This window comes from Leptothoe sp. ISB3NOV94-8A (assembly GCF_043421595.1).
Classification (GTDB): domain Bacteria; phylum Cyanobacteriota; class Cyanobacteriia; order Phormidesmidales; family Phormidesmidaceae; genus Leptothoe; species Leptothoe turfae.
Genome location: NZ_JAXSQW010000001.1, coordinates 4,575,963 through 4,588,885, shown reverse-complemented (window position 1 = coordinate 4,588,885; position 12,923 = coordinate 4,575,963). Strand labels below are relative to the sequence as shown.

Annotated in this window: 15 protein-coding genes; 5 read left to right on the top strand and 10 right to left on the bottom strand. The window is 48.8% G+C overall.

The features are described 5' to 3' along the window. Window positions 1-18: 18 nt before the first annotated feature. On the bottom strand, window positions 19-879 hold the full coding sequence (locus tag SPB21_RS19435) for a DUF1361 domain-containing protein (RefSeq protein WP_499061199.1): 861 nt from the start codon (window positions 877-879) through the stop codon (window positions 19-21). 113 nt (window positions 880-992) lie between these two features. Continuing rightward, window positions 993-1,484 (bottom strand): molybdenum cofactor biosynthesis protein MoaE, encoded by a 492-nt coding sequence (locus SPB21_RS19430; RefSeq protein WP_163696937.1) that lies wholly within the window; start codon window positions 1,482-1,484, stop codon window positions 993-995. A gap of 178 nt (window positions 1,485-1,662) precedes the next feature. Between SPB21_RS19430 and SPB21_RS19425 the strand changes: the two genes are divergently transcribed. Next, window positions 1,663-1,923: a GIY-YIG nuclease family protein gene (locus SPB21_RS19425; protein ID WP_163662166.1), complete on the top strand. Its 261-nt coding sequence runs from the start codon at window positions 1,663-1,665 to the stop codon at window positions 1,921-1,923. A 175-nt stretch (window positions 1,924-2,098) separates the two neighbouring features. On the opposite strand, the gene SPB21_RS19420 is transcribed toward SPB21_RS19425, so the two are convergent. Then, window positions 2,099-3,139, bottom strand: coding sequence for an aspartate carbamoyltransferase catalytic subunit (locus SPB21_RS19420; RefSeq protein ID WP_499867511.1), 1,041 nt, complete (start codon window positions 3,137-3,139; stop codon window positions 2,099-2,101). Window positions 3,140-3,382: 243 nt separating this feature from the next. Between SPB21_RS19420 and SPB21_RS19415 the strand changes: the two genes are divergently transcribed. After that, complete coding sequence (locus tag SPB21_RS19415; RefSeq protein WP_490793906.1) at window positions 3,383-3,958, top strand: hypothetical protein; 576 nt, start codon at window positions 3,383-3,385, stop codon at window positions 3,956-3,958. 19 nt (window positions 3,959-3,977) lie between these two features. Here the strand turns inward: SPB21_RS19415 and SPB21_RS19410 are convergent, their stop codons facing one another. Further along, window positions 3,978-4,568: a DNA-3-methyladenine glycosylase gene (locus SPB21_RS19410; RefSeq protein WP_499867509.1), complete on the bottom strand. Its 591-nt coding sequence runs from the start codon at window positions 4,566-4,568 to the stop codon at window positions 3,978-3,980. A 201-nt stretch (window positions 4,569-4,769) separates the two neighbouring features. Between SPB21_RS19410 and SPB21_RS19405 the strand changes: the two genes are divergently transcribed. Beyond that, entirely contained in the window at window positions 4,770-4,892 is a 123-nt protein-coding gene (locus SPB21_RS19405; RefSeq protein WP_284681761.1) for a DUF8629 family protein, read from the top strand. 59 nt (window positions 4,893-4,951) lie between these two features. Next, window positions 4,952-6,631, top strand: a complete 1,680-nt coding sequence (locus SPB21_RS19400) for an MBL fold metallo-hydrolase (protein WP_499867508.1) — start codon at window positions 4,952-4,954, stop codon at window positions 6,629-6,631. 35 nt (window positions 6,632-6,666) lie between these two features. Here SPB21_RS19400 and SPB21_RS19395 read toward each other — a convergent pair whose 3' ends face one another. Continuing rightward, window positions 6,667-6,954, bottom strand: coding sequence for a DUF6679 family protein (locus tag SPB21_RS19395; protein WP_163662157.1), 288 nt, complete (start codon window positions 6,952-6,954; stop codon window positions 6,667-6,669). Window positions 6,955-7,097: 143 nt separating this feature from the next. Between SPB21_RS19395 and SPB21_RS19390 the strand changes: the two genes are divergently transcribed. Next, complete coding sequence (locus tag SPB21_RS19390) at window positions 7,098-7,850, top strand: creatininase family protein (protein WP_163662156.1); 753 nt, start codon at window positions 7,098-7,100, stop codon at window positions 7,848-7,850. Between the two features lie 73 nt (window positions 7,851-7,923). On the opposite strand, the gene gatC is transcribed toward SPB21_RS19390, so the two are convergent. The 5 genes from gatC to aroA form a co-directional block, all read right to left on the bottom strand. Further along, window positions 7,924-8,211: an Asp-tRNA(Asn)/Glu-tRNA(Gln) amidotransferase subunit GatC gene (gatC, locus tag SPB21_RS19385; RefSeq protein ID WP_163671570.1), complete on the bottom strand. Its 288-nt coding sequence runs from the start codon at window positions 8,209-8,211 to the stop codon at window positions 7,924-7,926. Window positions 8,212-8,277: 66 nt separating this feature from the next. Next, a complete protein-coding gene (locus SPB21_RS19380; protein WP_163662155.1) occupies window positions 8,278-8,799 on the bottom strand; it encodes a photosystem I assembly protein Ycf3 in 522 nt (173 codons plus the stop codon). Window positions 8,800-8,919: 120 nt separating this feature from the next. After that, window positions 8,920-9,363, bottom strand: a complete 444-nt coding sequence (locus SPB21_RS19375; RefSeq protein WP_163696930.1) for a hypothetical protein — start codon at window positions 9,361-9,363, stop codon at window positions 8,920-8,922. Window positions 9,364-9,599: 236 nt separating this feature from the next. After that, a complete protein-coding gene (locus SPB21_RS19370; protein WP_499867505.1) occupies window positions 9,600-11,324 on the bottom strand; it encodes a putative bifunctional diguanylate cyclase/phosphodiesterase in 1,725 nt (574 codons plus the stop codon). A gap of 225 nt (window positions 11,325-11,549) precedes the next feature. After that, window positions 11,550-12,899, bottom strand: coding sequence for a 3-phosphoshikimate 1-carboxyvinyltransferase (gene aroA, locus SPB21_RS19365; protein WP_163662152.1), 1,350 nt, complete (start codon window positions 12,897-12,899; stop codon window positions 11,550-11,552). Between the last annotated feature and the right edge of the window lie 24 nt (window positions 12,900-12,923).

Sequence of the window (12,923 nt, the reverse complement as noted above, 5' to 3'; positions counted from 1 at the left end):
GTTGAATATCTTCTCCGGCTAATCAAGAGCATTCTGCCCCATCTGGGCATAGTGAATTCTCAACTTTAGTCCTAGGGTTACTTGTTTCATAATCCAATAGAGCACCGTCAGTAGAACAAATGAAAAGAAAATAACAACTAGCGGTCGCTTTGAAGTCAGAGTATTCAAGGTGATGGCCAAAACGCTGGACGGAGCAACAACAATATCCCAGCTATTAAGCCGAATGAAACGACCTAGATAAACACCAAAAGCGCACAGGGCATGGATGCTAACCTCAACCGGCCCAGCTAGTGCGTGTAATCCCTTTTGTTGCAGGTAGAAATTTACATTTAAAAGAGCAATCACATAGGCTTCAAACCCGATAATAATGGCCGCCATATGCATCGGAATAAAGATAAAAGCAACCACCCAAATCTTGATACTTCCAGCACTGGTGCCACGAATTAGGTGCAAAATATCGGTCAAAACATAGGGAGCATTGGGAAGAAAGGCGATAAATGTGACCAGACCTATCCACCAAAGCCAAAGTTTACGCGTGTGGGACTGTTTAAATAGCCAAATGCTGATGCCAAGTGCAATCACCATAACCCCGGCCAGCCAGAGCAGTTGCAGTAAGGTGCCAGGATCACCTGTTTGGATATCACGAACGATACTCGATGCAAACCGTCTAAGCCTGGGCAGCCTGGACTCCAACCCGACGATACCAATCAGGGCGGTGCCAAAACAGGCTAGCGCAAACCAGAAAGGAGACAGTGCTTTCCGGCGAAATAGCTTAAAGCTAAGCAGCATTGGAATAAAGGCCAAAAATAAGTTCCACCAGATCCAGCCGCTATAGAAGTTATTGATGCCCTGGTAAATATCAACGATGATCCATCCCATAGATTTATCAACCCCATATCGAACATTACAGTTCTACTAATTTCTAGGGGGTAATTGCAGAGGGAATGAATAATAGCGTTTAGAGTTAGGGCGACTGCATTATCCTTAAAAAGCTATTCACTGTCATCTTCGCAAGCTCCAATACTGACCCAGCTGGTGGAACCATCTTTCCAAATCTCTTTTTTCCAGATGGGGGCATTGTGTTTCAGCGTATCAATAGCATATTTGCAAGCAGCAAAGGCCTCTGATCGATGGGGACAACCGACAGCAACAAGCACACTGATCTCTCCCACTGTGAGTTTGCCAGTGCGGTGATGAATCGCTACATGGGTAATATCGTTCCATCGCTGACGCATCTCCGCAGCAATTTGTTTGAAGACAGCTATGGCCATTGGTTCATATGCCTGATACTCCAATGCAACAACGGCTTTTCCCTCGGTATTGTTGCGCACCATACCGCTCATAACAACAATGGCTCCATTGGCCTCATCACCTGCTAAGTGATAAACCTCATCTAGGGATAGAGGGGCAAAGGTGATAGCAAAACTATCAGCCTCATTGGTTTGGGTTTGAACATCGAGGTTAAAGGGCAGGCCAACGGTCATAGTTGTGCGTATTGCGAGACGGATGCGGAGAATGGACGTTATTTATTGTAGATAGTCCACTAAGAGTTGCGAAACATCATAACTTTGGTGATTTGACCAACTCTAGGGGAAAATTGACTGAAAAGTAGACTACCAGCCTGTCAAGGTTGAGCCATCAGGGATCGCGATCGCAACCACTATGAGTTCTGGAATTTTTGCTGTAGCCAATATTGGTAAATATCGTCTATACGTCGGTGAAACCCATCAACTCAAGCCTCGCTGGGCCAAAATGATGGCAATGTTTTCCCAGGGTAAATTTCCATCCAAAAAAATTCAGCAGGCTTGGCAAGAATCTAGCAAAGAGCGCCGTTTTACCTTTCATACTGCCAAGCAAATTTCTGAAGATACAAATTTACTTGGCTATCGTCAGTTTTTGAAAGACACTGGAGCTGAGGCTTGAGAGTAGGGCGGTGTCAGGGTAGAAAATCTTGGATAGGTGAGCAATGGGAAATGGAGAATAGGGCGTGAGGTTTGGGTTATGACAAGCATTTGAGCCCATAGAATTTTTGCCCCATGCTTGTTTTCCTGATCTAATGTGTGAATCGTCTACCAGCACATTATTTTCGTGCCGCTCCTTACTTCACTCCGCCAATTAAATAAAGCAGGGCCATGCGGGTGGCGACACCGCTGGTGACTTGCATGGGGACGAGGCTTAGTTCTGGATCATCCATTAAATCTGACGTCAGTTCAACACCGCGATTGGTGGGGCCAGGGTGCATAATTTTGACGGTGGCTTTACAGGTTTTTAAGCGCTCACGGGTAATGCCAAACTGCTGGTGATATTCTCGCAAGCTAGGCAGCAGATGTTGGCTCATACGCTCATGCTGTAGCCGTAGCGCCATAACAAAATCAGCATTTTCCAAGGCTGGTTCTAATTGCCAGTGAATATAGAGTTTGCCTGTTGAGTTTGTGTCACTGTCAGATACTTGGGCAGATGGTTGGGCAGATGGTTGGGTCGGACGCTGAAAAGCGTCTAGAAAATACTTTGGTAATAGGGTAGGCGGAGCGACGAGATGTACTTCTGCACCACAGGTAGTCAGGCTCCAAATATTAGATCGGGCAACGCGCGAATGCAAAATATCGCCAACGATAACGACTTTCTTGCCCTGTAAATCCTCGATATGGGGTTTTTTTTCGTTGAGGCTGGTACAAATGGTGAATAAATCCAGTAGTGCCTGGGATGGATGAGCATGCTGCCCGTCACCAGCGTTGAGAATGCCCACACCTGAATTAATTCGGTCCATCTCTTTGGCAATGATAGTGGGTACCCCTGCCTCTTGATGGCGAATCACCATCAGGTTAGTGCCCATAGCTAAGTAGGTTTTGGCCGTATCTAAGATGGTCTCTCCTTTTTTAAGGGATGAGTTACCTGGCGAAAAGTTAAGAATATCAGCAGATAATCGCTTGGCGGCTAATTCAAAACTGCTGCGGGTGCGGGTAGAGGGTTCAAAGAATAGATTGGTGATTACCTGACCCTGTAGTGCAGGCACCTTTTTGGTGCGGCGGGAGAGGACTTCACGAAAACTGGTCGCCGTTTGCAGAATAGTTTGATAGTCGCTTGGGGTGAAGTCTTCTAGGGAAATGATGTGACGACGACTCCAGGAATTGTCGGCCATAGACAGACCACATTTGAGTAGGGGACTGGTTAACGTGTTTTCGGGTCAAGCAAACTGTCACACTTTAAGTGACAGACCATAGATTTGGCAAACTGTCATACTTTAAGTGACAGACCATAGATTTGGCAAACTGTCACACTTTAAGTGACAGACCGCAGATTTATCAAACTGTCACAGTTTAGGGACAGACCGTAGCTCTAGTTTGTAGGATATGAGCAAACGCTTTACTTAGTATTTCATTCGATGGTTCGGTTCCCAAAGGTATTATTAGGTGTATTTGTGAGTGTAGGGGTAACCATTGCAGGCTGTAATGGTTCAACGCCTACCGATGTGGCTGAACCACCGACTGTGGAAGATCCAGCTGCGGTAGTCCAAGAGGAGCCTGCACTATCCCCTGAGAAGCCCAGCGAGTCAGCTGAAGGCGATGAACCTAAGATAGAAGCGCAGACGGATGGGGTGACCCCAGATGCTGATATGGTGGCTGTCTCCATCTATGTGATGGATGATAGCTGTAGTAATTTTAAGGCGGAATCGGTTAAGGTCCAAGCTGATCAAGCCATCACTGAGGCGGTGGGCGAAGTGCTGGATCGCCATAAGTTTGAGGCGTTTAAGCTATCGGGCTATCGGGTCAATGTTGAAGATAGCAAAGCGATTGTTGATTTACGCCTGGCAGAGGATTCTCAGCGTCAGTTTCTGTCCTTGTCTAGCTGTGAGCAACAGGGATTATTTGGAGGGTTAGAAGAGACCCTTATTCAAAATCCCACCTGGAAAGTTAATCAGGTTGAATTTACCAACCGTGGCAAAGAAATTGTCCTGTAAAATAGTTTTCGCCCATCTCTTAAGTCTTAGATACGCTTGGGTGATCCTTTAAATACCAGCGCCACGGATGCTCCGCAGCCTTTGAAAGGCCAATGCGTGTGGTTTGCACCAGGGTATGTTGCCTTCGATCGAGTTTGGCCTGAAATTCAGAGGTGCGATGCTCAAGCCATAGCTGATGCCCTGGCTGAAGTGCCACCCCATTCTGACTGCGATCGATCGCCAGGGTACGGCATAGTTTACCTGGCCCAGCGGCAATGCGTTTTCCCTGTTTCTTGTACTTGGCATCAAGGCCCGTGGGTAAATGGTCCAGTTCAATGGCGCGAATCAAAACGGCGCTGCCAGTATGCAGTGATTCGGTAACGACATTGAAGCAGTGGTACATGCCGTAGATAAAATAAACGTAGCTATGACCCGGTGGCCCAAACATGGCGGCGTTGCTGGGAGTTTTACCCCGGTAGGCATGGCAGGCGGGATCACCTGGGCAATAGGCTTCGGTTTCCACAATCAGACCCCGTAAGGTTTCGCCGTTTAGCTGGCGGACAAGGGTACAACCGATGAGATCAGGGGCAACTTCGAGGGTATTGCGATCGCACCATTCAGCAGAAATCATCGGCTACACAAACAGAGAATGTTTCAGTTGATAACAGTCACAGGGACTATGATGGCATTCCTCAGTGAACTTGTTAGGATCCAAAGGCCGTATGCAAAGCACCAGTTTTTCTTTGACAAAAGATTATAAGCTGCATTTGAATACGGACTGGGCCTTGCTCAGTTATCAAGCACCCAGAACCTTCACTAAGGAAAATTATCTGTGGATATTAAAACGATCTTGCCAGTTTTAGCGGTTGTTTTCTCGGTGGCGTGCCTGTTTTTTGGCACCCAAAATGGCTTTTACGATTCTGATGACTACCATGGCAATGGTTCTGCCCACTAATTAGACCTACTAATTAGTCGGTGGGTAGTTCTTTGGTTAGGAGGGGTTGGCCTGACTGAATGGGGGCCGATGTTGTTTTACCACCAATAGGATCCTCTGCTATAGCCGATGGGAATACCGTCGTATGTTATCCCTATGGTGTGGGCCATGGCGATGAAGGCGTTAGTCTAGGTCTGGTTATTGGTCGTCATCGCATCCTGTTAGATTGCGGTTTAGAAGATATCACTCCTTTGGGGGAGCATCCTCCGCCTGATGCTGTGTTTTGCAGCCATGCCCATGTTGACCATGGCCGCAGCTTAAACTTACTCAGGCAATGGTGGCCCCATGTACCGATATATGCCACGGCGGGGACAGTTGCTCTATTAGGAGATAGGCTTCTGGCTGACTCCATCCAAATTTTGCCCTGGCGCATGCCGATTGAGCTGGCGGATAATTTAACTGTGGAGCTCTGGCCCGCTGGGCACCTGCCGGGAGCGGCTTGCACCCTGTTTACCTACGCTCAAGATAGTCGTACCTACAAAATTTTTTACACCGGGGATTGTTTTCTCTCCAGTACACGCCTGGTGGATGGGTTGCCCTTAGCGGCACTGCGAGGCTTAAACCCCGATGTGCTGATTATGGAAGGAAGTTTGGGGGCGACATGCTATCCAAATCGGCGGCAGCAGGAACATCAGCTGATTGAGCGACTGCGATCTCACCTCGATCAGTTACGCTGTGTGGTTTTTCCGGTACCGATGCTAGGCCTGGGGCAAGAGCTGCTCATGCTCTGGCGCAGTCATTATCACTTTACCGGTCAGCCTTTAACTATTTGGGTTGATCCCGCTTTGGCTAGCAGCTGTGATGCCTATCTGGAGCTTTTGGAGCAGATGCCCGATGCGTTTCCCCGCAATGTCCAGAACTTTGCCCAGCATCAATCTATTTTTTGGGATGATCGCATCAATCCCACGATTAAACGGTTGTCGAGCCTACCGCTAGAACCACAAATAGGGTCTTTCGATGCACCTGCGGTGTTATTAGTGCACCCAGCTACTCCCGTTGATCTCTATTGCCAACGATATCGGGGGGCTTGGAGTGTCTTTTTGCCAGAACAGGCGGATTTGAGGAGCTGGCAACGGGAGTTGGATGCCCATGGTCCTGCTTATGACTGGTTTGATAGTTTAAAAAATGCCACGGTTTCCGGCACGGTGCAGCTTGAAACCTATCAGCTATATAGCCACTGCGATGGTGATGGGACGACACAGCTGATCCATAATTTGCGACCGCGCCATGTGGTGTTGGTCCATGGTCAACTAGAGCGTCTTAGTGCCTTAGCGAATTTAGAATCCCTCCAGAGTCGCTATCAGGTGCATATTCCTTGGCCGGGAAATCCGTTATCGCTATTTCTAGATACCCGATTTGCTTCTCTACCTCCACCCAGTGAACCCACCTTTGAGGGCACCGTGAGCGACTCTCGGGATCAGGTCTCGCTTCAATTGCCACCGACCATTACTGCTGATGCCCGCTGGCAAAGTTTTGCTGAAACAGGCATTATTGAGGCCCGCTGGCAGGGTGAAAACCTGGTGCTACGAGGCGTAGATTCATCGGAGCTGGTTGAGATTACCAACCGATTAGCTCCCGATCGCATTGCCTGTGATAACTGTCAGTTCTATCAGCAACGTAGCTGTCAGCAGCCTCGCTCACCATTGTTTGGTCGGCTAGTGGCTCCAGATGGGCATTGCCCAGAATTTACATCTCGGTAGGGGCGTTCCATGGAATGCCCCTACATGGAACGCGACTATTCGTGAATTTGTTCAGATGTGGGACAATCGTCCGAGATTATGATTTCCGTATCTCCTTTGGGAACCGTGGCCAGCTTTTGCTGAATTGAACCAATACTCTCTAACCGCACCATTTCTTCCCATGCGCAGCGCTTGTCATCTTCTTCGGTTTCGTAGCGTAGAGTTACGAGATCGCCCTCGATGTTTAAAATCTTAGCCCGCTCAATCCAGCGGTGCTGATCCCTTAAAAACACCCACACCTCACGACCGTCGCATGAGAGTTGGTATATCTTGCGATGTAGCATAGAAATCTACCTGTCATCTAAGCGACTACTGTGGTTCGCAGTCATACCTATGGTATTGCAACCACATCTTAAATACAGCTTAAGGGAGGTTAACGAAGTTTGACCACCCAGATCATAGGTTGACCACTGATGAAGGTGAAGCAATGAAACTGCATCTGTGTACATGGCCTGACGTCGAAGCCTATTTGTTGCGATCGCAAGGCATTATTTTTCCCATTGGTTCCACCGAGCAGCATGGTCCCACCGGTTTGATTGGCACCGATGCCATTTGTGCAGAAACAGTAGCTGCGGGTGTGGGTGAGCAAACGGATGCTCTGATCGGCCCTACCATTAATGTTGGCATGGCACTGCATCACACAGCCTTCCCCGGCAGCATTAGTTTACGACCCAGTACGTTAATTGCCCTCATTCAGGATTACATTAAGCCATTAGCGCGAGCTGGGTTTAACCGGTTCTACTTTATTAATGGCCATGGTGGCAACATGGCCACCCTTAAAGCTGCCTTCTCGGAAACCTATGCGACCCTGGCTGATCTCAATATCTCAGGGGCGGAAAATGTGCGCTGTAAACTGGCTAACTGGTTTATGTGTCGATCTGTCTATGCTCTTGCCAAGGAACTGTACGGAGATCAAGAAGGTTCCCACGCCACTCCCAGTGAAGTTGCCCTAACGCAATATGCTTATCCTGATTTCATTAAATCAGCTCCCCTAGACCCTCAAGTTGCTCCCTCGGGCCATCGTATTTATGGCGCTGTTGATTTTCGACGATTTTATACCGATGGTCGCATGGGTTCTAACCCAGACTTGGCCACACCAGAACATGGCAAACAATTTTACGAAGCCGCTGTTAAAGAAATGAGCAACGACTACCTGCAATTCCTTGGCGATAACCATTAATTTTGTAAAGACATTCCATGGAACGTCTTTACAAACCATGGAACGTCTTTACCAATCGAATCGACTGAATCAACTAACTGCCAAGAATTTTAGGCACCTTGAAGAAATCATCTTCACGGTCCGGTGCAATATCCAAGATAGACTCTCGATCTGCAAAGGGAGTTAACTCATCCTGTCGAGTAATATTGCTCAGCTCAATGGCCCGAGTTGTCGGTTCAATATTCTCTGTGTTCAACTCATTGAGCTGCTGCACATAGTCCAAAATACCGCTTAGCTGCTCTGTAAACTGCTGTTCTTCTGCTTCTGTCAGCTCTAAACGAGCTAGGAGCGCCACCTTGCGAACCTGTTCTAAATCAATCATTTGGGAAAGGCTAATCGTAAGTAAATAAAGGATAGGGTGGGCTCTGCCCACCGTCCAATGTATGAGTTAAAAGAATACATCTGCTGCCATTCGACCCGTATTCTTCAACCAGTTTTGCGCCTCAATATAGTTATTGGGAGCCATGCGTAATGCTTCCAGCCAATAGCTAGCCGCTTCGTCATAAAAAACTTCAGCAGCCTTTTTATCACCCGCTGCTTCGGCCTGCTCACCTCGGTAGTGGTGGATGACGGCAGTATTATTTAATGCCTGGGGCATACGGGGGTTAAGTGCGATGGCTGCCGCATACTTTTCTAAAGCTGCATCATGGTCACCGTTACTGGCGTGGATTAGCCCCATGTTGTAGAGAATGAAGCTCTTATCGTAGGGATCCTCTTCTAGCTCTAGGGCTACGTCATAGTTATCTAGGGCTTCTGCATATTCGCCATCGGCCTGGGCAGACATGCCGTCACGATAGTAAGCAAAGGCTTCTTTTGCCTGCTTTTTCGTTGGCAGCATCTTTAGGATCATATCGGCCATGACCGTAAAGGATTTATCGATGAAATTATCGTTGCGCTGAGTTCTAGGCATGGCAGGGCTAGTCAATAAGAGCCAGGATTACATTTTAATGTAACGCTGTTACAACCTTACTTGGTTAGTTTCGGTCTGTAATATTTAGTCGGCATTGCTGATTTAGGATCAGCAGTGGCATTAGTTGGCTGGAGATGATTGACTGGCCAAACAGGCATCCAAGAACATGATCAAGTCGGCTAGGGTATCGCAGCGCGTTTCATCAAAGCAGTCGCTAATATCTATATCAAAGTGCTGGATGACCTCGTCACAAAAGCTTGTCGACCAGTCAAACCAGCACACCATCGGAAATTGCAGATCCTCCACTAGGTGATCCTGGGGTCTGACGCGACTAAATTCGATACCGGAATATTTTTCTAGGGTTCGGTAGATAAACCTCAGGGTTGTAGGCGCAGATTGCGTGACTCGATGGCATTCGTTGCACCAGTCCTCTGATGATAGGGGAGTACGATGCTGCCGTAGTGATTGATTGACCTGATTTCGTATGGTTAAATCAGGGCTCATATCTTGATACGTTTGTACGCTATGGACGTAGTTGTTGACCTTTCTCCACTGTCGCCACATATATTTTGCCTAACCCGCAACCCAGAAACGTGTTTACTTGTCGGTGCCCCAAGCATCCTGATATATAAGAACGATCTAGGGCCAACGCTATGGTAACTCGCTAACCACTAGCTAATGCGGGTTATACACCTAAGTCTCGTAGTATGTACTGTCTAGCTATGTGCCTATTATTCCCTGGCCCTTTGGCATAACTACGGTATCTCCAAAAAACTACCCCCAAAGGCCGTTAGCGATGATTACGACGCTAAACTGACCAGTGCTGTTTGTTGTTCTAAATAAGCTTGTAGGTGCTGAGCGCTCATCGGTTTGCCGATGAAATAGCCCTGGGCAAAATCACATTGATAGGTTTCCAATAGACTTTGTTCATCCAAGGTCTCTACACCTTCTGCAATGATACAAAGTCCTAAATCATGCCCCATATCAATGGCCGATTTGAGAATAACCTGATTTTTGGGGTCAGTGGTGACGCCGCGTACAAAACAGTTGTCAATCTTGAGGGTGTCGATGGGCAGTTTCTGCAAATAGCTCAAGGATGAATACCCAGTACCGAAATCGTCCACAGCTAAACGAATGCCCAAGTGTTTAAGTTCATTTAATGTGCGGATGGCGGCATTGGCATCTTGAATCAATGCGGTTTCGGTGATTTCCAGTTCTAGCATGCGTGGGGATAAGCCAATATTTTGCAGGGTCTGGGCCACTCGCTGACTCAGGTTGCCCTGGTTAAACTGGACGCTGGATAAGTTTACTGATACGTGGCGCAGACCCAGATTCATATCTTGCCATTGGCGGACTTGACGGCAGGCTGTCTCTAGTACCCATTGGCCGATGGAGATAATCAATCCTGTTTCTTCGGCCAGTGGGATAAACAAACCGGGGGATATATTGCCTGCTTCGGGATGGTGCCACCGAATCAAGGCTTCTGCTGCTTCGATCTGGCCCGTTTGTAGATTGAGTTGAGGCTGGTAGTGCACTTCAAATTCATCGCGTTCCAGGGCATAGCGTAGCCAGGTTTCTAACCGAATTTGATATTCGGTGGCGACTACCATATCAGGTTGATAAAACTGGCAGTAGTTACTTTTTTGACGTTTGGCATATTCCAGGGCCGCATCGGCCTGGCGCATGAGCACCGTTAATTCTCGGCTGTTGTGGGGATACATGGCTACGCCTACGCTAGCGGTGAGAAAAACTTCGTGGCCAGGTAGTGAAAATGGGCGGCTTAGGGCATCCATCAGCTCTGTTGCCAGCTTTTTGACGGTTACCAGGCTATCTATGTTGCTGAGGGCGATCGCAAACTGATTGCCGGTCAGTCGGGCCAGCATCGTACCATTGGGGAGACAGGCCTGGAGGCGATGGCTGGTGGATTGCAAAAGGCTATCACCGGCTGGGTAGCCTAAAATGTTGTTGATTTGCCTGAGGCGATCCAGACTGAGGGAAAGCAAGGCTATGGGGTTAGCCGATGTTTGGATGAGTTGAGTAAACCGTTGCTCAAATAACAGATGATTAGGTAGTTTGGTGAGACTGTCATAGTAAGACAGCCGATTCAGGTGTTCTGCGGCTAGCCGTAAATGGCTGAGGTAGTGGTTGTTAATGGCTTCTTGATGTTTTAATCGGGCTGAGATTGCAGCAATCAAGACATCATCCGCAAATGGATGGATCAGACAGTCATCTGCCCCCATCTGCATGGTGTGACGCAGGTGTTTTCGGTCATACAGTGGGCTCAGCATGATAAATGGCGTGACCGCTAGCTGTAGGTCTTTACGCATTTGTTTCAGCACGTAGTGACCATTGCAATCACTTAACTCCCAATCACAGACCACCAGATTAGGATTTTGAGCACGGACTAGCTCCAACCCAGCAGTGCCTGTGTCTGCCCGTTCAACGATGTAGCCTGCAGCTGCAATCGTTTGCTCCGTTGTTGACGTATATAACTTCGATGACCCAATCAATAAAATCTTTTGCATAGATGCTATGTTGCAACCCTGATCAAAAATCGGGCAACAGATGGCATGGCGGAGGCAGGACAACCAGTCGCTTGAGCAACGTTGGATGGCTTCCCCTTGATGGTTTCCACAGTTGCTCTAGAATTCCCGACGTGGAGAGAAATCAATCGAGTTGGGAGAGGGGAATAGGGATTGGGAATTTTTACGCAACAGCTGCCCTGACTCAAGATGCAATTTACTCAAAGTCTAAAGGGCAAATTCCTCTAGGGTTTTAGCAAAGGGGGGGTAGGATACAGCGGCGGCTTCTGCCTGGTGAATGGTGGTAGAGCCAGCGGCGCGCAGGGCCGCAATGGCGAGACTCATGGCAATACGATGGTCGGTAAAGCTATCGACATTTGCGCCCGTGAGGGTGGTTCCACCCTGAATTTCTAGACCGTCGGAGAGCTCGCTGACGGATGCACCTAGTTGGTTGAGTTGGCTGGCGGTTGCAGCGATGCGATCGCTTTCTTTGACCCGCAGTTCGGCGGCATCTTCAATGCGCGTAGTGCCATCAGCAAAGAGGGCGGCCACGGCCAGAATGGGGACTTCATCAATCAAGCGAGGAATGAGATCGCCACCAAGGGTGCAGGCCTTGAGTTGACTGGTACGTACCCGAATGTCAGCGACGGGTTCTCCCGTGACTTCCCGCTCATTTTCCAAGGTGATATCGGCTTCCATCCGTTGTAGCGCCTCTAAAATTCCAGTACGGGTCGGATTGACGCCGACGTTTTCAATTACGAGGTCTGATCCAGGTACGATGGCGGCGGCCACCATCCAATAGGCGGCAGAGCTGATGTCGCCAGGGACAATCACGGTTTGCCCTTGCAGCTGGCTCGGGCCGTGTAGTGTCACGCGGCAGGCGTCTCGATCAACAGTTAGGTTAGCGCCAAAGGCACTGAGCATGCGTTCACTGTGGTCGCGTGAGAGGCTGGGCTCGGTAACTGTAGTATCACCATCCACTGAGAGGCCAGCCAGTAAGATGCAGGACTTGACCTGGGCTGAGGCAATGGGAGATTGGTAATGGATAGGAGATAACGTTTGGCCTTGGATGGCTAAGGGCGCAAGCTGGTTGTTATTGCGACCCCAAATCTGAGCGCCCATCGTAGTCAGGGGGGTGATCACCCGTGCCATGGGGCGCGATCGCAAAGAATCATCACCGGTCACGGTAAAGAAACGACCTGGTTGCGAAGCTAGTAACCCCAGCATGAGTCTCAGCGTGGTTCCTGAGTTGCCCGCATCTAAAACAATATTAGGCTCCTGGAGGTTGCCCACTCCTAAGCCTTGGACGGTGATCCATTCTGCTTCTAGGTCAGAAATCTTAGCCCCCATGGCCTGAAAACAAGCCGCAGTACTGCGGGGGTCTTCTCCCAGCAGTAACCCTTTAATGCGAGTTTCACCGCTGGCTAACGCTCCCAGCATTAGAGACCGATGGGAAATAGACTTATCGCCAGGCACCTGGAGCCGCCCTTTTAGCCCTCGACCATTGGCCGTAATAGTCCACGCCTGGTGAGAGGCGGCATCAGTTTCAATCAGCAAAGCAGAAGACGAGGTAACCATGGCGATGGAATCAGCAAGCGGCGC

Excerpts from the sequence above, each read along its gene's own strand:
- SPB21_RS19435 (WP_499061199.1), bottom strand. The coding sequence starts at position 879 with ATGGGATGGATCATCGTTGATATTTACCAGGGCATCAATAACTTCTAT.
- SPB21_RS19430 (WP_163696937.1), bottom strand. The coding sequence starts at position 1,484 with ATGACCGTTGGCCTGCCCTTTAACCTCGATGTTCAAACCCAAACCAAT.
- SPB21_RS19425 (WP_163662166.1), top strand. The coding sequence starts at position 1,663 with ATGAGTTCTGGAATTTTTGCTGTAGCCAATATTGGTAAATATCGTCTA.
- SPB21_RS19420 (WP_499867511.1), bottom strand. The coding sequence starts at position 3,139 with ATGGCCGACAATTCCTGGAGTCGTCGTCACATCATTTCCCTAGAAGAC.
- SPB21_RS19415 (WP_490793906.1), top strand. The coding sequence starts at position 3,383 with ATGGTTCGGTTCCCAAAGGTATTATTAGGTGTATTTGTGAGTGTAGGG.
- SPB21_RS19410 (WP_499867509.1), bottom strand. The coding sequence starts at position 4,568 with ATGATTTCTGCTGAATGGTGCGATCGCAATACCCTCGAAGTTGCCCCT.
- SPB21_RS19400 (WP_499867508.1), top strand. The coding sequence starts at position 4,952 with ATGGGGGCCGATGTTGTTTTACCACCAATAGGATCCTCTGCTATAGCC.
- SPB21_RS19395 (WP_163662157.1), bottom strand. The coding sequence starts at position 6,954 with ATGCTACATCGCAAGATATACCAACTCTCATGCGACGGTCGTGAGGTG.
- SPB21_RS19390 (WP_163662156.1), top strand. The coding sequence starts at position 7,098 with ATGAAACTGCATCTGTGTACATGGCCTGACGTCGAAGCCTATTTGTTG.
- gatC (WP_163671570.1), bottom strand. The coding sequence starts at position 8,211 with ATGATTGATTTAGAACAGGTTCGCAAGGTGGCGCTCCTAGCTCGTTTA.
- SPB21_RS19380 (WP_163662155.1), bottom strand. The coding sequence starts at position 8,799 with ATGCCTAGAACTCAGCGCAACGATAATTTCATCGATAAATCCTTTACG.
- SPB21_RS19375 (WP_163696930.1), bottom strand. The coding sequence starts at position 9,363 with ATGTGGCGACAGTGGAGAAAGGTCAACAACTACGTCCATAGCGTACAA.
- SPB21_RS19370 (WP_499867505.1), bottom strand. The coding sequence starts at position 11,324 with ATGCAAAAGATTTTATTGATTGGGTCATCGAAGTTATATACGTCAACA.
- aroA (WP_163662152.1), bottom strand. The coding sequence starts at position 12,899 with ATGGTTACCTCGTCTTCTGCTTTGCTGATTGAAACTGATGCCGCCTCT.